Below are 18,696 nucleotides of genomic sequence, written 5' to 3'. Positions count from 1 at the left end.
AAAATCGCGTATAAAAAATGATAATTCTGCGGAAATACGCCGTTCAGCCCCTATAAATGCAGTCAAATGAACGGGATGCGCAAATCCACGAAGAGGAAACGCGCAGCGCTCTGCGCCACTGTGCCGCAGCGATCCGGGACGAGGGGCGCGGCATCGTTCTGAAACGCCGTTCCGGCTGCCTGAATTTGGCGGATCGCAGCCCGCGCCGATAGGATCGTTTGTCTGGATGCAGCCTGCCCGGACAAATGATGTTTCAAAAATACGGTGATTTTCGCAATAATCGTCCGATCCCAGCAAATGCCATTGGCAGAGCAATGACGCGAAAAATCCGCACGGCGGCGCGAAATCTTCCGCCGCCGCCCGCCATCCTGAAACGCCTCCTGCCCCTGCAACAGGCGGCATCGCCGTCGCCGTCCGCGGCGATATCGCCCCAGGCGCGGGCAGCGATCCGGTGAGTTTCGCCGGGAATGCGCGTTAAAGAGGTTCGATATCGCCCGCTTCGCGCATGGCGCGAAAATCGGCGGCAAAACCGTCCAGACGGCCCGCCGAGATGGCTTCGCGCAGGCCCGCCATCAACTCCTGGTAGTAATGCAGATTGTGCCAGGTCAGCAGCATGCCGGAAATCATCTCTCCGGCGCGGAACACGTGGTGCAGATAGGCGCGGGAATAGCTGCGGCAGGCCGGGCAGGTGCAATCCTCATCCAGCGGGCGGGGATCGTCGGCATGGCGGGCATTCTTGATATTGACCTGACCGCGCCGCGTCCAGGCCTGCCCGGTCCGCCCCGAGCGCGAGGGCAGCACGCAATCCATCATGTCGATGCCGCGCTGCACGGCGCCGACGATATCGTCGGGCTTGCCCACCCCCATCAGATAGCGGGGCTTGTCGGCGGGCAGGAAACCGGGGGCGTAATCCAGCACGCCGAACATCGCCTCTTGCCCCTCGCCCACGGCAAGACCGCCGACCGCGTAGCCGTCGAACCCGATCCGGGTCAGCGCGCTGGCCGATTCCTCGCGCAGATCGCGCGTCACGCCGCCCTGCATGATCCCGAACAGCGCGTGGCCCGGCCGGTCGCCAAAGGCATCGCGCGACCGCTGCGCCCACCGCATCGACAGCCGCATCGATTCGGCCACCACCTTGTCATCGGCGGGCAGCGCCGGGCATTCGTCGAAACACATCACGATATCCGAGCCCAGAAGCCGCTGGATCTCCATGCTGCTCTCGGGCGAGAGCATATGTTTCGAGCCGTCGATATGGCTGGAAAAGGTCACCCCCTCTTCGGTCAGCTTGCGCAGGCTGGCCAGGCTCATGACCTGAAAGCCGCCGGAATCGGTCAGGATCGGGCGATCCCAGTTCATGAAGCGATGCAGACCGCCCAGACGGGCCACGCGCTCGGCCCCCGGGCGCAGCATCAGGTGATAGGTATTGCCCAGCAGGATATCGGCGCCGGTGTCACGCACCGATTCCGGCAGCATCGCCTTGACCGTGGCGGCCGTGCCCACCGGCATGAAGGCCGGGGTCCGGATCTGGCCGCGCGGGGTCGAGATGACGCCGGTTCGGGCGCGGCCGTCGGTGGCATTGACGGAAAACTGGAAACGGTCGCTCATTCTGGGCATGCCTTGGTTGGAACAGCGGGCTGGAACCGGGCATGTCTAGCCCCTGACGGCAGGCGCTGCAACAAAGCGCGCGCACTGGACCCGCGCGGGATGCCACCCTATATAAACAGTCGGAATTTACAGGAACCCGCCATGACCGATCTGAAGGAAGGCGCACCGCTGATTGCGCCCTCAAGCACTGAACACGAGCTTTACGACGCCGTCGTCGAAGCCTGCAAGACGGTTTACGATCCCGAAATCCCGGTCAATATCTACGATCTGGGTCTGATCTACACGGTCGAGATCAATGACCAGAACGAGGTTCGGGTGATCATGACGCTGACGGCGCCGGGCTGTCCGGTGGCGGGTGAGATGCCCGGCTGGGTGGCCGATGCGGTCGAGGCGATTCCCGGCGTCAAGCAGGTCGATGTGGAAATGACCTTCCAGCCTCAATGGGGCATGGACATGATGTCCGACGAAGCCCGGCTGGAACTGGGCTTCATGTAAGCGGCGACCGGCCGGGCCGCATCTTGCCCGACCGGTGACGGATCCCCGAGGGGATCAGATTTCGATATTGTCCAGCCTGTCCTGCGCCACGGCGGCGGCGAAGCGTCCGAAATTATCGGGACGGAAATACAGGCTGATGGCGCCGTCCGGCATGACCTTGGCGCTTAGCAGCCCTGCCGCAGCCGGAATCTCGGCCAGCGTGATCGGCGACGCAAAGCCTTCGTCCAGCGCGGTCCTCAGCCCGTCCATGGTTTCCTGAACCCCGATCCCGGCGAAATTGCTGACATGGACGCGGGGCGCACCTGCGCGGCGAACGCGCAATTCGACATCATTGGCCGCATTGGGATGGGGCGTGCCTTGGAACAGGATCGGCAGTTCCACCCACCAGTCGGGATCGGGCACATACCAACGCCCCGAGGACACCTCGCCCGCGATGCGGAAGGTAATCACGCGATTGCCGCTGCGCCGGAAATCATAGCTTGTCGAAGAGACATTCACGATCGAGACGGACTGGATATCGACCCGCGAATCCGTCACCCGGCTGCGGAAGGCCGCATCAAAGGCGGCCAGCACCCGGTTGCGCGGCAGGCTGGCCGTCGCCGGATCGATGGCGGCGCGTTCCTGCCAGAACAGCACGCCGTTCTGGAAATCGCTGAACCATTGCGCGGGCGACTGGCGGATCCGCATCTCGTCGCTGGTCGGATAGCCAAGGCCGCCACGCTCCCACCCCTGGGCGGCCCAGGCGCCGCGAATGCCGCCGCGCACCTCCATCGGGCCGGTACGGGGATGCCAATAGATGCTGCCATTGCCGCTGAAGTGGTTATAGCGTCCGACGCGGTCCGGGGTCTTGGTCTCATCCGTGACCGGCAGGCGCAGGTCGCTGTCCGGGCCGCCCATGTCATTATATTTCCGGCGGATATCGCCGTGGACCTCATGCGCGCCGGTGGAGGGTGAGTAATAGATATCGCAGCCGTGAAAACGCTTGCGATGCCCGCCACGGACGGTCTCGCAGCCAGAAACGGCATTGCCGGTAAAGGCGCTGCCCAGTTCGGCCGCCTTGGCGTCGATATGGGCACAGGGATCGCTGCTGCTGAGCGCGGCATTGTCGATGCGCAAGGTAACATCGGCCCAATCGCCGCCCTCATCGGTATTGCGCACGCGTTGGCTGAAACTCTGACGCCCGCCGGCCGCCACGGTTCCCGTGATACTGGCGCGGCCATCCAGGTCATTGCTGTTGGTCGAGGTGCCCTCGTACAGGCGCAGATCGCCATTCACGCGCACTGCCCCGCCAGCGGCACGGGTCAGGGTAAAGCGCGCCTCGACGCGGACCTCTCCGCCGCAGCGGCCGATATCAAGGATCTGGCGCGTGGGCGTGCCATCGTCCAGCCGCACGATTCCCGACACGCTGCGATTTTCATATTCATCGCGCTGCGGCCAGTTTTCGTCATCCTTGATCCGCATAGAAATGGTGTAATTGATCAGGTTGGTCATTGGATTTTCCATATGTAAGAGCCAATGCCGCAAAGGCTGACAGCCGCGCCGTGACCCCGCCGTGATTCCGCCGTCAGCCTGACGTTAGCCACGGGTGATCGCAGCAGACGCGCGCCGGACCTTGAGTTGAGGGGCGCGAACTCTTATTTTCAGGACTGTCGCAGCGGAATGTTCCGAAGGCTGCGCAGGAACAGAGGTCGATCATGTTTTCCATTCCCGGGGCCGCGCCCGTGACCATCACCCCCGCTGCCGAGCGTCAGATCGCCAAGCTGATGGCGGGCAAGGACGCCTTTGGCCTGCGGATCGGGCTGAAAAAGGGCGGCTGCGCGGGGATGGAATATACGATGGAACTGGCGGCAGAGCCTGCGCCCAATGAAGAGGTCGTGGAACAGGGCGGCGCGCGGGTGATGATCGCGCCGATGGCGCAGATGTTCCTGTTCGGCACCCAGATCGACTACAAGACCGACCTGCTGGAATCCGGGTTCAAATTCACCAATCCCAATGTGACCGACGCCTGCGGCTGCGGTGAATCCGTGCGGTTCGAGCCGCTGGAAGGCAGCCGCGCGACGAAGTGACGGCGTTAGCCCGGCGCAAAGGCACCGTTAACGGGTGCGTCGGATAATTTTTCCTCGACAGGTTGTTTTGCCCGCATCGCCGTCGCCGATCCGCGCGAATCGGCGCTTTGCCGGGCGATCCCAATTGCACCGCGACGCCGTTCGCCCTAAGCCCATGTCAGGTTTGACAGGAGGATAGTGAATGGCACCGCGCAAGCTGGCCGCTGGCAATTGGAAGATGAACGGCACCCTGGGATCCATGGATCAGATCGACGCCCTGGCCGAAGGTCATGGCGGTGCGGCCTGCGATATCCTGATCTGCCCGCCCGCGCAGTTGATCCTGCCCGCCGTGCAGCATGGCAAGGGCATCATCAAGATCGGCGGTCAGGATTGCCACGCGGAGAGCGCGGGCGCGCATACCGGCGATATCTCGGCCGCGCAGCTGATGGATGCGGGCGCGACCCATGTGATCGTCGGCCATTCCGAGCGTCGCGCCGATCACGGTGAAAGCGATGCCGATGTCGCCGCCAAGGCCGCCGCCGCCCATGCCGCGGGACTGATCGCCATTATCTGCGTCGGAGAGACCGAAGCGCAGCGCGATGCGGGTGAAACGCTGGAGGTGATTGCGACGCAACTGGCAGGCTCGATCCCGGCAGGCGCAAGCGCCGGGAATACGGTCATCGCCTATGAGCCGGTCTGGGCCATCGGCACCGGCCGCACGCCCACCAATGACCAGATCGCCGAGGTTCACGCCCTGATGCGCGACAAGCTGCAGGGTCAGGTGGACGGCGCGGCGGATGTCAGCCTGCTTTACGGCGGCAGCGTCAAGCCTGCCAATGCGGCCGAGATCTTTGCCCTGGCAAATGTCGATGGCGCGCTGGTCGGCGGGGCAAGCCTGAAGGCCAGTGATTTCGGCGCCATCATCACCGCGCTGGACGCGGCCTGATTACGCGGCCTGATCACGCGGGCTTGCGCCACTCCATAAGATGAAACCACGGCACGCGGCTGTAGCGTGCCGTCTTGTCCGGGTCGCCCTGCCCGTCTGGCATCGGCTCGTCATAATGGGTCAGTTGCAGCCCGCTTTGCAGGAAAAGCTGCATATACAGGCTCATCGGGCGATGCCAGTTGCGGATATAGATGCCCTGCCAGCCCACCCATTCGGCATGGGGCCGCATGTAATTGTCGATGACAAAGCGCTGCTGTCCGGGCGTGCTGCCCTGCCATCCGCCCGCCGTCGCGAAACTGTTCAGATTGACGATCAGCGCCGCGCCGCCCGGTGTCAGGACACGGGCAATCTCGGACACCGCCTCTTCGATCCCGTCCACATCCACCAGCGTCAGGCAGGACAGGACCAGATCGAAGCTGGCATCGTCAAAGGGCAGCGCCTCGGCCCGCGCATCGACATAACGGCCCGACGGATCGCGCTGCATCGCCGCCTCGCGCAGGGCGCGGGTCGGCTCGGCGCCGGTCGTCGCGATCCCCATCTGCTGCATGGCGCGGCACATCCGCCCCTCGCCGCAGCCGACGTCCAGCGCCTGCCGAAACCCGCCCTCGCGCAGGCGCTGCAGCAGCGGCGCGTCGATCACATGCAGCCGCGCGAAATCGCCGCGATCGCCCAGCGTCGCGATCCATGCCTGCGCCGAGGCTTCCCAGCCATTATCTTGGGTCACGTCACTCTCCGGCCTTTTGCGTGGTCCCTGCTGCTTTAGGCCGCCCCTGCCGCGAGGGCAAAAGAAAAACGCGGCCCGCATCGGGGCCGCGTTTCCATTCCCTTGCCGCGCGATCAGAAGCGGAAAGAGGCGCGCAACGAGACCAGATCGGAATCCAGGTCGATATCGCCATTCGCACCGCTGGTCACATCCGAGAAATCGTTGCGGGTATATTCCAGCCCGACCGAGACTTTCTGGCTGACCAGATATTCAACGCCGACGCCATAGGTCCAGCCGGTTTCCGAAATATCCAGCGCATCCGCATCCGTGGACAGATGTGCGATACCTGCGGTCAGATAGGGCTGGAATTGCCCCATATTGTAACCGGCACGACCGCGCAGGCGGAACATGTCGCCATCGCCGTCATAATCGTCCAGGCTGGTGCGGTTATAGTCCAGCTCGCCGCCCAGAACCCAGTTGCCGACGCCGCGCGTGTAGCCGCCATGGACACCCCATGCCTCGCTATCGCCCAGATCCTGATCGCTGCCGCCGTCAAATTCAGCGGTGCCCTGACCATATTGCAGACCGGCATAGAAGCCGTCCCAGCTATAGGCGGGCGCTTCCGGCACGGCCGGGGCAACGACCACCGGGGTCGGCTCGACCGGGGCGGTATATCCGCCCGCATAAGCGCCTGTTGCGGTCAGTGCCGCGACCGATGCAAGGATCAGTTTTTTCATCTTACAAACTCCTTTGCTTGTGCCGACAGAGCTATGCCCGGACACCGGCTGCGGAAAGGCAGGACCGGGGGCGCAGCGCGCCGTCGTTGCCGCGACACCACAACCCGCGCCCGCAGTCGGAACGGGGGCCTCACCGGAAATTGAGTGTGATTACCCATGGTTTTCATGATCTTGCCGGATTTTTCAAAACGGACATATCGGTTCAGCTATCGCCGGGGCACAAGAAGGTGACCAGAAATTGCACATCCTGCAAGGGCCGGACTCTTGCAAGATCGCAGCCGGGTACCAAGGGCGTCCTGCTGTCGGCATGGCGTGGGAAATCGACGGATGCACCTGACGACCTCGCCCTGCAATTCCACAATACGGAATGAAATTTGCAAATCTCAGGCCGTCAGAAGCTAATTTTGCCCATCTAACCGTTTTTTCCTTGCCGCTGGCCAGAATTTCGGACCAGTATCGGCGGGGACACGCGGAAATATAGTCCACATCATGGACAGGGCTAGGAGAAGCCGCCGCAACGGAGGGGGGATCCATGCAGATCAGCGACAGCGAATCCGGCGCCGAACTGGCGCTTGGCGGGATCGAAGCCACAACCGAACCCAAACGCGCCGAAATCTGGATGCGCCCGGTCGAGATCGCGGCCTCGGCCCTGTTGCTGGTGATGATGGGCACCGTGCTGGCCAATGTCTTTTTCCGCTATGTGCTGAGCAAGCCGCTGATCTGGGGGGATGAGGTCGCCTCGATCAGCTTTATCTGGATGGCCATGCTGGGCGCGGCGCTGGCGGTGGACCGGCATGAACATATGCGGCTGACGGTATTTTTGCAGATGATGCCCGACCGCGTGGCCCGCGTGGCCGAGGTTGCGGGTCAGGTGCTGGTCTGCCTGCTGTTGCTGCGGCTGCTGCCGGTGGCGTTCGAATATGCCTATGAGGAAAGCTATGTCACCTCTCCCGCCCTGGGGATCCCGATGTCCTGGCGGGCCTCGGCCATTCCGGCGGGTTTCGCGCTGATGACGCTGCTGTCGGTGCTGGCGCTGATCCGCACGCGGGAATGGGCGGTGATCATCGGCACGCTGATCGTGACCGGCGTGACGGTGGCGCTGCTATGGCAGTTCAAACCCGAGCTGCTGGCCCTGGGCAACTGGAACCTGCCAATCTATCTGGGCCTGTTCGTCGCCGTGCTGCTGTGCATCGGCGTGCCCATCGCCTTCTGCTTCGCGCTTGGCACGCTGAGCTATCTGACCTTTGCCAGCCGTTCTCCGATCTTCGTGATGATGGGGCGGATCGATGAGGGCATGTCATCGCTGATCCTGCTGTCGGTGCCGGTCTTCGTGCTGCTGGGCTGCATTCTGGATGCGACCGGCATGGGCAAGGCCATCGTGAATTTCCTGGCCTCGCTGCTGGGCCATGTGAAGGCGGGGATGAGCTATGTCCTGCTGGGCTCGATGTTCCTGGTCTCGGGGATTTCGGGGTCAAAAGTCTCGGATATGGCGACCGTCGCCCCCGCGCTGTTCCCCGAGATGCGCCGCCGTGGCCATTCCGGCCCCGAGATGACGGCCCTGCTGGCCACCGGCGCGGCCATGGCCGATACGGTCCCGCCCTCGATCGTGCTGATCGTGCTGGGCTCGGTCGCGGGGGTGTCGATCGCGGGGCTGTTCACCTCGGGGTTCGCGATTGCGCTGGTGCTGCTGATCGTGCTGGCGCTGCTGGCCCGCTGGAAGGCGCGGGACGAGGATATGAGCGGCGTCAAACGCGCCAGCCTGTCGCTGATCGGCTGGACGGCGCTGATCTCGGCACCCGCGCTGGTGCTGCCCTTCATGATCCGCAGCCTTGTGGGCGGCGGCATCGCCACCGCGACCGAGGTGTCGGCCATCGCCGTGCTGTACGCCTTTATCATCGGGATCGTGCTCTATGGCGGCATCCCGGTCCGCAAGATGGGGACGATGCTGGTGGAAACCGCCGCCATGTCGGGGGCGATCCTGCTGATCCTTGGCGCCGCATCCGCCATGGCCTGGGCGCTGACGCAATCGGGCTTTGCCCGCGATCTGATGGCGCTGGTCACCGGCCTGCCCGGAGGCTGGGTGGTCTTCATGCTGGCCTCGATCCTGATCTTTCTGGTGCTGGGCTGCGTGCTGGAAGGCCTGCCTGCCATAGTCCTGCTGGCGCCGATCATGTTCCCCATTGCCCGCGGTCTGGGCATCCATGACGTGCATTACGCCATGGTCATCGTCACCGCGATGAATATCGGGCTGATGGCCCCGCCCATCGGCATCGGCTTCTATATCGCCTGCAAGATCGCCAATGTGCCCGCCGAACAGGTAATGCGGCGCATCTGGTCCTATCTGGCGGCGCTGATCATCGGGCTTTTCCTGATCGCCGCCGTGCCGTGGTTTTCGACCGCGCTGCTTTAACCATAACCAACATCCCCTGGGAGGAGGACCCCATGACCATCAATCGCCGCAAGATCCTGCTGACCGCCGCCACGACGGCGCTGGCCGCGCCCTTCATCCGGCCCGGCATCGCCCGCGCCGCCGAATTCAGCTACAAGATCGCCAATAACCAGCCGCTGGAACATCCCAGCAATGTCCGCCTGCAAGAGGCCGTGGCCGCGATTCTGGACCAGACCGGCGGCAGCGTGGATATCCAGATCTTCCCCTCGAATCAGCTTGGCGCGGATACCGATGTGCTGGGCCAGCTGCGCGCGGGCGGGGTGGAATTCTTCCAGCTCTCGCCGATCATCCTGTCGACGCTGGTGCCCAATGCCTCGATCAACGGGGTGGGCTTTGCCTTCCCCGATTACGACACCGTCTGGAAGGCGATGGACGGCGAATTGGGCGCCTATGAGCGCGGCCAGATCGAAAATGCCGGTCTGATCGTGATGGACAAGATCTGGGATAACGGCTTCCGGCAGACGACATCCTCGACCAAGCCCATCACCGGGCCCGCCGATCTGGAGGGCTTCAAGATCCGCGTGCCGGTCAGCCCGCTGTGGACGTCGCTTTACACCGCCTTTGGCGCGGCGCCGACCTCGATCAACTTTGCCGAGGTCTATACGGCGCTGCAGACCGGCATTGTCGACGGGCAGGAAAATCCGCTGGCCATCATGAAGGTCGCCAAGCTGTGGGAGGTGCAGAAATACCTGTCCATGACCAACCACATGTGGGACGGGTTCTGGCTGCTGGGCAACCGCCGCGCCTGGGCCGCCCTGCCCGAGGAAAGCCAGCAGATCGTGGCCGATCAGTTCAATGCCGCCGCCGACAAACAGCGCGCCGATGTGATGGCGCTGAACGCGGGGCTGCGCGGCGAGTTGGAAAGCCAGGGCTTCATGTTCAACGATGTCGATCCCAAGCCATTCGAAGACAAGCTGCGCGAGGCCGGGTTCTATGCCGAATGGAAGAACACCTATGGCGAGGAAGCCTGGGCCATTCTGGAAGCCGCCATCGGCCGGTCGCTGGCCTGACACGGATGCGCAACGCCCTGACCAGTTCCACCGGCATTGCCGAGCCCGCTCCGGGCGGGGCGCAGGCGGTGGTGCGGGCGTTGTCGCTGCTATCGCTGGTTGGCCGGGGCGGGTCCGAAGGGCTTGGCCTTGGTCAGCTTGCGCAGGCCAGCGGGCTGTCGCGGCCGACGGTGCGGCGGCTGCTGCTGGCGCTTGGCACGGCGCGGATGGTCGAACAGGACCGCCAGACGCGGCGGTATCATCTGGGCCCGGAAGCCTATCTTCTGGGCAGCTTCGCCGAACATCGCCACGGCATCCTGACCCATGCCCGGCCCTCGATGCAGCGGCTGGCCCGCGACAGCGGCGATACCGTGCTGCTGACCATTCCGCAGGATGACCATACCCTGTGCCTGGAACGGGTCGAGGGCGATTTCCAGATCCGCACCCACGCACTGATGCGCGGCGACCGCAAGCCCGCGGGGGTCGGCGCGGGTGCGCTGGCCCTGATGGCCGCCCTGCCCCCCGCCGAGGCAGAAGCCCTGAGACGGCGCGTGGCCCATCTGACAGGCGATCTGGCCCCGGCCCTGTCGCAGGACGAGGCCGCCGCCCGGCAACAGGGCTATGCCCTGAACCCGGGCCGGATCGTGCCGGGGTCCTGGGGGCTTGGCGTCGCCATCCTGTGGCCCGATGGCCGCCCCGCCGCCGCGCTGTCGATTGCCGCCATCGAGGACCGGATGCGCCCGGACCGCCGCCCCGAACTGATCGCCGCGCTTCAGCGCGAGGCGCGCATCGTCGAAGGATCTCTGGCGGCGCTGGATATCCCCCCTGACACCAAAGCCAAAAGGAGAACCGAATGACAGATCCCCTGATCGTGGGCTGGGCCCATACGAAATTCGGCAAATCCGACGCCGCCGATACGCTGACCCTGATGCAAGAGGTCGCCCGCCCTGCGCTGGATCACGCCGGGCTTGGCGCAGACGCCGTCGATGGCATCTTCGTGGGCGTCTATAACAACGGCTTCTCGCGGCAGGATTTTCAGGCCGCGCTGGTGGCGATGGGCACGCCGGAACTGGCGGGCGTTCCCTTCATGCGGACCGAAAATGCCTGTGCCACCGGATCGGCGGCGATCTATGCGGCGGCGGATTTCATCGCCTCGGGTCGGGGCAAGGTGGCGCTGGTCATCGGCGCGGAAAAGATGACCGCGACGCCGGGGGCAGAGGTCGGCGATATCCTTCTGTCGGCCAGCTACGTCCCCGAGGAAGGCCAGATCGAGGGCGGCTTTGCGGGTGTCTTTGGCCGCATCACCAGCACCTATTTTCAGCGCCACGGCGACCGATCGGAAGAACTGGCGATGATCGCGGCCAAGAACCACGAAAACGGCATGCGCAACCCGCTGGCGCATCTGCAAAAGCCCTTCGATCTGGCCTTTTGCAACACCATCTCGGACAAGAATCCGCGCGTGGCGGGGCCGCTGCGGCGCACGGATTGTTCGCTGGTATCGGACGGGGCGGCGGCGCTGGTGCTGGCCGCGCCCGAGGTTGCCGCCGATCTTCAGCGCGCCATCGCCTTTCGCGCCCGCGCGCAGGCGGGCGACATGCTGGCCCTGTCGCGGCGCGATCCGATCGCCTTTGACGGGCCGCACCGGGCATGGCGCGCGGCGCTGGATCAGGCGGGCTTGGGCATCACGGATCTGGATCTGGTGGAAACGCATGACTGTTTCACCACCGCCGAGATGATCGAATACGAGGCGATGGGCCTGACCCCGCGCGGTCAGGGCTGGCGGGCCATCCGCGACGGCGTGACCCGCTTTGACGGCGCCTTGCCGGTGAACCCCTCGGGCGGGCTGAAATCGCGCGGCCACCCCATCGGCGCGACCGGCGTGTCGCAGCATGTCATGGTGGCGATGCAACTGGCCGGGGATGCGGGCGCGATGCAACTGCCCGGCGCCACGCTGGGCGGGGTCTTCAACATGGGCGGCGCGGCCGTGGCCAGCTATTGTTCGGTGCTGGAGCGTGTCAGATGATCCAGCAGGTGCCCGTCTCGACCCGGGTGATGAATCTGGCCACCTTCCTGACGCAGGCCGCCCGGCGCGACCCAGAGGGGATTGCGCTGGTGATGGGTGACCGGCGCTGGAACTGGGCGGAATTCGACGCCCGCACCGATGCGCTGGCCCATGCGCTGCAACACCGCTTTGGCCTGCAACAGGGCGACCGGGTCATGTGCCAGTCGCAGAACTGCCCCGAGATGATGCAGGCCATGTTCGCAGTCTGGCGGGCGGGCGGAGTCTGGGTGCCCGCCAATTTCCGCCAGACCCCGGAAGAGGTTGTCTATCTGACACAATCCTCGGGCGCGCGGATCCTGCTGTGCAACGCGGCCTTTCCCGATCACGCCGCCGCCTGCCGCGCCGATTGCCCCGAACTGGCCGCGATCCTGTCTTTTGACAGCGCGGAATTCGGCCCCTCGGTGCAAGAGGTCACGGCCAGCGCCATGGGGCAGCGCCCGCAGGTGGCTGCGGTGGATCGTGACGATCCCTGCTGGTTCTTCTTCACCTCGGGAACGACGGGGCGGCCCAAGGCCTCGGTCCTGACACATGGGCAGATGGGCTTTGTCGTCACCAACCATCTGGCCGATCTGATGCCGGGGCTGACGCCGCAGGATGCCTCGCTTGTGGTGGCGCCGCTGTCGCATGGCGCGGGCGTGCATCAGCTGACACAGGTGGCGCGCGGCGTGAAAACCATCCTGATGCCGACCGAGCGTTTCGACGTCGCCACGGTCTGGGATCTGGTGCGGGACTGGCGCGTCTCGACCATGTTCACCGTGCCGACGATCCTGAAAAGGCTGGTCGAGGATCCGGCCACCGCCACCGCCGATACCTCATCGCTGCGCTATGTCATCTATGCGGGCGCGCCGATGTACCGGGTGGATCAGCAAAACGCGCTGAACACGCTGGGCAAGGTTCTGGTGCAATATTTCGGGCTGGGCGAATGCACCGGCAATATCACCGTGCTGCCGGCCTATCTGCATCAGGCCGAGGACGGGCCAGAGGCCCGCATCGGCACCTGCGGCTATGCCCGCACCGGGATCGAGATCCAGATCCAGGACGATCAGGGCCGCGAACTGCCCCCCGGCCAGACCGGAGAGATCTGCTGCATCGGTCCCGCCGTCTTTGCGGGCTATTACCAGAACCCCGAGGCCAATGCGAAAGCCTTTCGCAACGGCTGGTTCCGTACCGGCGATCTGGGCCATATGGACGAGGCCGGGTTCCTGTTCATCACCGGGCGCGAATCCGACATGTTCATCTCGGGCGGCTCGAACATCTATCCGCGCGAGATCGAGGAAAAGATCCTGACCCATCCGGCCATCAACGAGGTCGCCGTGCTGGGCATGCCGGACCCGGTCTGGGGTGAGGTCGGCTGGGCGATCTGCGTGACCTCTGCCCCGGTCGAGGCGGGGGAACTGGCGGCATTTCTGGACGGCAAGCTGTCGCGCTACAAGATGCCGAAACGGTTCGTCTTCTGGGAGGCACTGCCGAAATCGGCCTATGGCAAGATCACCAAGAAGATGATCCGGGCAGAACTGGGCGCGCGCGGGCTGATCGACGAAGAGGCGCGGGCGTGACGGCGCGCATGATCCATCCCGGCCCGCGCGCCGCGGATCGGTTGCAGGCGCTGCGGACCGGGCTGATCCCGATCCACGGTACGCTGCCCGCCGGTGCGACGATCCTGCAGGCGGTGGGCGATCTGTTTGCCGCCCATGGCTGCAAGGGCGGGATGGTCCGGCTGGACGGCGCGCTGTGCGATCCGCTGCGCTATGTGCTGCCCGCGCTGTCCACCGACGGCCTGCATGCGGCATGGTATTCGGATATCCACGCCCCGCCCGGCCGCTGGCGCATCGACAGCGCCACCGCCACGGTGGGACAGAAAGACGGCTCGGCCTTCCTGCATTGCCACGGGATCTGGTCGGATGGCGCCGCGCAGCGGATGGGCCATCTGCTGCCGCTGGACAGCGTGGTGGCCGCCGATGCCACGGTCAGCGGGATGGGCGCGACCGAGGCCTGGTTCGAGGCCCTGCCCGATGCGGAAACCGCCTTCACGCTGTTCACGCCCCAGGGCGGTGGCGAGGGGCGCGCGCTGCTGGCCCGCCTTCTGCCCGGCGAGGATGTGGTCACCGCGATCGAAACCCTTGCCCGCCGACACGCGATCCGCAATGCGCGCCTGCATGCCGTGGGCAGCATCGACCATATCCGCTTTACGGATCACAGCCGGGTCGATTGCCTTGCGACGGAACTGCATTTCACCGGCGCGCGGCTGAGCGATGGCACGGCCGATATTCCCATCGAGGTGGTCGATATCGCGGGCCGCATCCATCGCGGCAGGCTGGCACGCGGGACGAACCCGGTGGGCGTCACGCTGGAATTGATGATCGAGGATAAAGGACCGCAACCATGAAGAAGATTGCCATTGTGACCGGCGGATGCCGGGGGATCGGACTGGCCACTACAAGGATCTTTCTGGATCAGGGCTGGCAGGTGGCGGTGGTGGACCGCGACCGCGACGAATTGCACGCGGCCACCTCCGGGCTGGACGGCGTTCTGGCGGTCGAGGCCGATATCTCGGACCCCGAACAGGTCCTGCGGATGACGCAAGAGACGCTGGCGCGCTTTGGTCGCATCGACGCGCTGATCAACAATGCGGGCGTCGCGCTGTTTTCCCGCGCGGGCAAGACCAGCCTTCAGGAATGGCGCGAGGTGATGGAGACCAATCTGGACGGCGTCTTCCTGTGCACGCAGGCGGTCGCGCCGGAACTGGCCAAGACCAAGGGCGCGATCGTGAATATCGCCTCGATCTCGGGGCTGCGGGCCTCGACCCTGCGGGTGGCCTATGGCACCTCGAAAGCGGCGGTGATCCACCTGACCAAGCAATTCGCGGCCGAGTTGGGCGAGGCCGGCATCCGCGTCAATTGCGTGGCCCCCGGCCCGGTGCGCACCAAGCTGGCCATGGCCGTCCACGCGCCCGAGATCATCGCCGCCTATTACGACGCCATCCCGCTGAACCGCTATGGCGAGGCGGAAGAGATCGCCGAAGCGGTCGTCTTCCTTGCCTCGGACAAGGCCAGTTTCATCAGCGGCCAGACTTTGGCGGTGGATGGCGGCTTTGACGCGACCGGCGTGGGGCTGCCCGCCCTGCGGCGCGAGAATGAGGCGATCTGACTGCACGTCGCCCAAGCGAAGCGGCAGAAGGTCGCTGGCATTTCGCGGTGAAATGCCCTTAAACCCGCGCAGCATCACGACCTAAGGGATATCATGGCCTATTTCCCCACCTGGCGCCGCGCGACCGGCGCCACCGTCCTGCCCGACGAAAAACTGCCGCTGGCGGCGGCGCTGCCGATGAGCCTGCAACATCTGCTAGCCATGTCGGGATCGACCATCCTTGCGCCGCTGCTGATGGGGTTCGATCCCAATGTCGCGGTGTTCTTTTCGGGCATCGGCACCTTGCTGTTCTTTGTCATCACCGGCGGCCGGGTGCCCAGCTATCTGGGATCCTCTTTCGCCTTTATCGCGGTGGTGATCGCGGCGACCGGATTTTCAGGCAGCGGCGCCAATCCGAATATCGGCGTGGCGCTTGGCGGGATCATCGCGGCGGGGGCGGTCTATGCGCTGATCGGGCTGATCGTGATGGCGGTGGGATCCGGCTGGGTCGAAAAGCTGATGCCGCCCGCCGTCACCGGCGCCATCGGCGTGGCCATCGGGCTGAACCTGGCGCCTGTGGCCGTCAGCCAGCTGAATGGCAGCATCGCGCATATGGCCATCGCGCTTGGCACCGTGCTGTGCATGGCGATGATCTCGGCCTATGGGCCACGGGCGCTTCGCCGGGTCGCGGTGCTGATGGCGCTGGTCTTTGGCTATGCGCTGGTGCTGGTCTTCGGCAATGGCGCGGGGCTGGTGCCGGGCATCGATTTCGCCCGCGTGGCGAATGCGCCCTGGCTGGGCCTGCCGAAATTCGAATCGCCGGTCTTCGACTGGCAGGCGATCAGCCTGATCGCCCCGGTCGCCATCGTGCTGGTGGCCGAGAATCTGGGCCATATCAAGGCACTGGGATCAATCACCGGGCAGAATATGGACCGCTATATCGGCCGCGGCTTTCTGGGCGACGGGATTGCCACCATGATCGCCGGCTCTGGCGGCGGCACCGGCGTCACCACCTATGCCGAGAATATCGGCGTGATGGCGATGACACGGGTCTATTCGACGCTGATCTTTCCGCTGGCGGCGATGATTGCGATCTTTCTGGGCCTGTCGCCGAAATTCGGCGCCATCCTGCAGACCATTCCGGCGCCTGTTCTGGCCGGTCTGGCGGTGTCGGTCTTTGGCCTGATCGCCTCGGCCATGGCGCGGATCTGGGTGGATAACAGGGTCGATTTCTCGGATTCGCGGAACCTGTTCACGGTGGGCGTTGCGCTGATTCTGGGCGCGGGCGATTTCACCGTGAATATCGGCGGCTTCGCCCTGGGTGGCATCGGCACGTCAACGCTGGCCGCGCTGGTACTGTATCAAATCCTGGGGATCGGGCGGCGCTGACACGCCGCTTGACAGGGGGCTGCCCGACGCTAGGGATAAACCTGCTCCAGCGCCCCCGACGAGATCAAGCCATCGGTCGTCACGATGGCCTGATCGCCAAGGCTGTTGTCCCAGCAATCGTCGAAGGAAAGTTCATAGCGGCAGTAACGGTGTTCCTGCAGGATCGCGCGGAATTCGGGATCCAGATCGCCGGGGCCTGCCGCAAGCTGTCGAAGCCGGATCGGGGCGCCCAGCACGATCCCTTCATTCAACGCGCCCTGATATGCCAGCTCCGCGTTGTAGAAAGCACCGTCCCCCAGGAGGAACAGATCATCGAAGGGCGCACCGTAAGAGATCAACAGCGCCAGCCGCGCCAGCGGCCCCGCCAACATCTGTCCATAAGCGTCCTGCGCCGTGCCGTAATCGCGTAACCGATAGACCGCGTAATCATCAGGTGACAGTCCTTCGACATGCTCATAGAGCATCTCTTCGGTCACGCCCTCTGTCTGATCGGCGTAGACCACGCGGGGGCCACCGCTGCTGGCGCGCAGGATCCCGACCGATTCCCATCGAAGATCAAATGCACGCTGTAGCATCCCGTCAATTTCGTTGATCCCATTGCGAAAAATCAGGTCTCCGGGTCGCCAATCCCAGGCAGCCTCGGCCATCATCGCGGCATAGTCAGGCTCTTGCCCGACAGCGGACGGGCCGATGAAGACGGCCAGAGCCAGCGAAAATCGAAAAAGAATGCGCCTCATCAGACCACCACTGTCGCGTTTCTTTCGAAAATCATCGGATCTGTTCAAAGGGGCGCAACCCAAAAGAAACGTCCCAAAGCAGGCGGGCGGCCTTTTCCAACCGCCGAACCAGAAGTCGCTGCAACAGGGGTGGTGTTTGATGGTCGGGGCGAGAGGATTCGAACCTCCGACCTACGGTACCCAAAACCGTCGCGCTACCAGGCTGCGCTACGCCCCGACTTGGCGGCTTCTAGCCGATAGGTCGGGCAGAGGAAAGCCCTAGTCGCATGGCCAGGCCGCAAGTTCCTGATCCAAGGCCGGATAGGCCATCGGCTGCCCGACGCCAAGGCCATTCGCATCGGCCTGACCCGCCGGGATTTCCAGAACCATCAGGCGGTCCGGGTCGGGATCGCCCAAAGCCGCGCCGGGGATCGGTGTCTCATCCATCGGACGGGCGTTGCGGTGGATATGCCGAATCACGCCGACCGAATCGAGGAAGATCAGATCCAGCGGAATATAGGTGTTTCGCATCCAGAAACTGGCGGGGCGCGGACTGTCATAGATGAACAGCATGCCCGAATCATCCGCCAGCTCACGGCGATACATCAACCCGCGTGCGCGCTCTGCCGCGTCATCGGCGATTTCGACGCGGAAACTTCGAACAGCCTCCGGCGTCCTGAACTGCACCAGATCCGGCGCGCATGTCACAGGCTGCGCCAGGGCAGGCGCAGCGAGGAAGAAACCGCAAACAAGAAAGGCCGCCGTAGCGACCTTATTCAGCGACATGGGCTAGAAAATCATCATCCCGGTCGTGATCATCATCCGACGCGCCAAACAGGCTGTCGCTTTGCGGCACGCCGCTGTCCCAGCTGGTGACCTGAGCGGCCATCAGCCCGCGCGGACCTTCGACCACGCGAATGCCAATCGCCTCGCCAATCGCCAGATCGGCAAAGCCGGAATGGCGCAGCACCTCGACATGCAGGAAAACATCGTCGGGAAGGCTGAAAATATTGGCAAAACCAAAGCCCTTGGCCTTATCGAACCATTTCACCCGCGCCGGACGAAGCGGCAGGCTGTCAAGCTGTTCGATGACACCGTTTTCCAGATCCGCAATCGGTGCGCTGCCATCGGTGACGGGGGGCTCGATCGAGACCACCTCGGTTGCCTGAAGCCCGCGTTTGGTGGGCTGCATCCAGACCGCCACCCGCGATTGGTCGGCAACCGAACTGCGCCCGAAGTTTCGCAGCTTGTTCGCGTGCAAGAGGATGTCTGCGCCACCCTCGGAATTCAAGATGAAACCATAGCCCTTCGCCGGGTCAAACCATTTGACCACGCCGAAGATTAGTTTCAGTCCATTTTCGTCCGTCATCGTCTTTATCACCGCATCGCACATTTCGTGCTATTCTTCAGTTCACCGACAGCATTCGCCTGCTT

The 18,696-nt window shown here is 64.4% G+C and carries 19 protein-coding genes and 1 tRNA gene; 11 read left to right on the top strand and 9 right to left on the bottom strand.

Annotated features, from left to right (window positions below; translation table 11 throughout):
• Positions 1–62: 62 nt before the first annotated feature.
• Both JHX87_RS01100 and tgt read right to left on the bottom strand, forming a co-directional pair.
• A complete protein-coding gene (locus tag JHX87_RS01100; protein ID WP_271884511.1) occupies positions 63–392 on the bottom strand; it encodes a hypothetical protein in 330 nt (109 codons plus the stop codon).
• An 82-nt stretch (positions 393–474) separates the two neighbouring features.
• Positions 475–1,605, bottom strand: a complete 1,131-nt coding sequence (gene tgt, locus JHX87_RS01095; RefSeq protein ID WP_271884510.1) for a tRNA guanosine(34) transglycosylase Tgt — start codon at positions 1,603–1,605, stop codon at positions 475–477.
• Between the two features lie 141 nt (positions 1,606–1,746).
• Here tgt and JHX87_RS01090 point away from each other — a divergent pair, with 141 nt between their 5' ends.
• Positions 1,747–2,100, top strand: coding sequence for an SUF system Fe-S cluster assembly protein (locus JHX87_RS01090; RefSeq protein WP_271884509.1), 354 nt, complete (start codon positions 1,747–1,749; stop codon positions 2,098–2,100).
• Between the two features lie 54 nt (positions 2,101–2,154).
• On the opposite strand, the gene JHX87_RS01085 is transcribed toward JHX87_RS01090, so the two are convergent.
• Positions 2,155–3,591, bottom strand: a complete 1,437-nt coding sequence (locus tag JHX87_RS01085; RefSeq protein WP_271884507.1) for an LGFP repeat-containing protein — start codon at positions 3,589–3,591, stop codon at positions 2,155–2,157.
• A gap of 203 nt (positions 3,592–3,794) precedes the next feature.
• Between JHX87_RS01085 and JHX87_RS01080 the strand changes: the two genes are divergently transcribed.
• Entirely contained in the window at positions 3,795–4,166 is a 372-nt protein-coding gene (locus JHX87_RS01080) for a HesB/IscA family protein (RefSeq protein ID WP_271884505.1), read from the top strand.
• Between the two features lie 181 nt (positions 4,167–4,347).
• Positions 4,348–5,091, top strand: coding sequence for a triose-phosphate isomerase (tpiA, locus tag JHX87_RS01075; RefSeq protein WP_271884503.1), 744 nt, complete (start codon positions 4,348–4,350; stop codon positions 5,089–5,091).
• A 13-nt stretch (positions 5,092–5,104) separates the two neighbouring features.
• Here tpiA and JHX87_RS01070 read toward each other — a convergent pair whose 3' ends face one another.
• Positions 5,105–5,815 (bottom strand): class I SAM-dependent methyltransferase, encoded by a 711-nt coding sequence (locus JHX87_RS01070; RefSeq protein ID WP_271884502.1) that lies wholly within the window; start codon positions 5,813–5,815, stop codon positions 5,105–5,107.
• Between the two features lie 113 nt (positions 5,816–5,928).
• Positions 5,929–6,531 carry an outer membrane protein gene (locus JHX87_RS01065; protein WP_271884501.1) on the bottom strand — a complete coding sequence of 201 codons (603 nt, stop codon included), beginning with the start codon at positions 6,529–6,531 and terminating at the stop codon, positions 5,929–5,931.
• Between the two features lie 532 nt (positions 6,532–7,063).
• Here JHX87_RS01065 and JHX87_RS01060 point away from each other — a divergent pair.
• From JHX87_RS01060 to JHX87_RS01025, 8 genes are all read left to right on the top strand, one after another.
• Positions 7,064–8,941 (top strand): TRAP transporter large permease, encoded by a 1,878-nt coding sequence (locus JHX87_RS01060; RefSeq protein WP_271884500.1) that lies wholly within the window; start codon positions 7,064–7,066, stop codon positions 8,939–8,941.
• A gap of 32 nt (positions 8,942–8,973) precedes the next feature.
• Entirely contained in the window at positions 8,974–9,990 is a 1,017-nt protein-coding gene (locus JHX87_RS01055) for a TRAP transporter substrate-binding protein (protein ID WP_271884499.1), read from the top strand.
• A 5-nt stretch (positions 9,991–9,995) separates the two neighbouring features.
• Positions 9,996–10,826, top strand: coding sequence for an IclR family transcriptional regulator (locus tag JHX87_RS01050; RefSeq protein ID WP_271884497.1), 831 nt, complete (start codon positions 9,996–9,998; stop codon positions 10,824–10,826).
• A complete protein-coding gene (locus JHX87_RS01045) occupies positions 10,823–11,992 on the top strand; it encodes an acetyl-CoA acetyltransferase (RefSeq protein ID WP_271884495.1) in 1,170 nt (389 codons plus the stop codon). Before JHX87_RS01050 ends, JHX87_RS01045 begins: the two co-directional genes overlap by 4 nt.
• The gene (locus JHX87_RS01040; RefSeq protein WP_271884493.1) at positions 11,989–13,587 is read left to right on the top strand and encodes an acyl-CoA synthetase; all 1,599 of its coding nucleotides are present in this window, start codon (positions 11,989–11,991) and stop codon (positions 13,585–13,587) included. Before JHX87_RS01045 ends, JHX87_RS01040 begins: the two co-directional genes overlap by 4 nt.
• On the top strand, positions 13,584–14,417 hold the full coding sequence (locus JHX87_RS01035) for a PCC domain-containing protein (protein WP_271884491.1): 834 nt from the start codon (positions 13,584–13,586) through the stop codon (positions 14,415–14,417). The genes JHX87_RS01040 and JHX87_RS01035 overlap by 4 nt, the downstream gene beginning before the upstream one ends.
• Positions 14,414–15,178 carry an SDR family NAD(P)-dependent oxidoreductase gene (locus JHX87_RS01030; RefSeq protein ID WP_271884490.1) on the top strand — a complete coding sequence of 255 codons (765 nt, stop codon included), beginning with the start codon at positions 14,414–14,416 and terminating at the stop codon, positions 15,176–15,178. Before JHX87_RS01035 ends, JHX87_RS01030 begins: the two co-directional genes overlap by 4 nt.
• A 93-nt stretch (positions 15,179–15,271) precedes the next feature.
• A complete protein-coding gene (locus JHX87_RS01025) occupies positions 15,272–16,546 on the top strand; it encodes a solute carrier family 23 protein (protein ID WP_271884489.1) in 1,275 nt (424 codons plus the stop codon).
• 29 nt (positions 16,547–16,575) lie between these two features.
• Here the strand turns inward: JHX87_RS01025 and JHX87_RS01020 are convergent, their stop codons facing one another.
• From JHX87_RS01020 to JHX87_RS01005, 4 genes are all read right to left on the bottom strand, one after another.
• Complete coding sequence (locus JHX87_RS01020; RefSeq protein ID WP_271884488.1) at positions 16,576–17,283, bottom strand: C40 family peptidase; 708 nt, start codon at positions 17,281–17,283, stop codon at positions 16,576–16,578.
• Between the two features lie 140 nt (positions 17,284–17,423).
• Positions 17,424–17,500 (bottom strand) — tRNA-Pro (locus tag JHX87_RS01015).
• A gap of 41 nt (positions 17,501–17,541) precedes the next feature.
• Positions 17,542–18,048 (bottom strand): DUF192 domain-containing protein, encoded by a 507-nt coding sequence (locus tag JHX87_RS01010; RefSeq protein WP_271884486.1) that lies wholly within the window; start codon positions 18,046–18,048, stop codon positions 17,542–17,544.
• Positions 18,035–18,631: a cold-shock protein gene (locus JHX87_RS01005; RefSeq protein WP_271884485.1), complete on the bottom strand. Its 597-nt coding sequence runs from the start codon at positions 18,629–18,631 to the stop codon at positions 18,035–18,037. Before JHX87_RS01005 ends, JHX87_RS01010 begins: the two co-directional genes overlap by 14 nt.
• Between the last annotated feature and the right edge of the window lie 65 nt (positions 18,632–18,696).

Origin of the sequence: Paracoccus fistulariae (assembly GCF_028553785.1) — a bacterium.
Lineage (GTDB): Bacteria > Pseudomonadota > Alphaproteobacteria > Rhodobacterales > Rhodobacteraceae > Paracoccus > Paracoccus fistulariae.
This window is presented reverse-complemented; position numbering and strand designations above follow the sequence as displayed.